This is a genomic window from Pseudomonas sp. 3A(2025), from assembly GCF_054589175.1.
Map to the genome: position 1 here is coordinate 1 of NZ_BAAILM010000076.1, position 311 is coordinate 311.

At 58.5% G+C, this 311-nt stretch carries 1 pseudogene; it reads right to left on the reverse strand.

What is annotated here, in order from left to right:
- A pseudogene (locus ACYP2A_RS22800) lies at positions 1 to 161 on the reverse strand (IS110 family transposase); the annotation flags it as partial.
- Between the last annotated feature and the right edge of the window lie 150 nt (positions 162 to 311).

Sequence of the window (311 nt, forward strand, 5' to 3'; positions counted from 1 at the left end):
TCGGCCAGCTTGATCAGGTCGTCGGTGAAGGTGGAAAAGCTACGGACGTTGCCGTCCTGAGAAGAGCCTACAGCCACCCAATGCTCACGGCTGCCGATATCAATCCCGGCACAGTTAGGGTGAACGACTTCAAAACGTTGCTTGGAGTTCTTGCGTGCCATGCTAAATCCTCGCAGGATAAAGGGCGCGCGGGGCACACGGTGGCGAAAGGGTTCACTCTCTCATACGTGGTCACGGCTAGCCGTGCCGACAGGGACTCTACGCCGATACCGTGCGGGCCACTCTCTCATGCGGGTGCTGTAACACCAGTG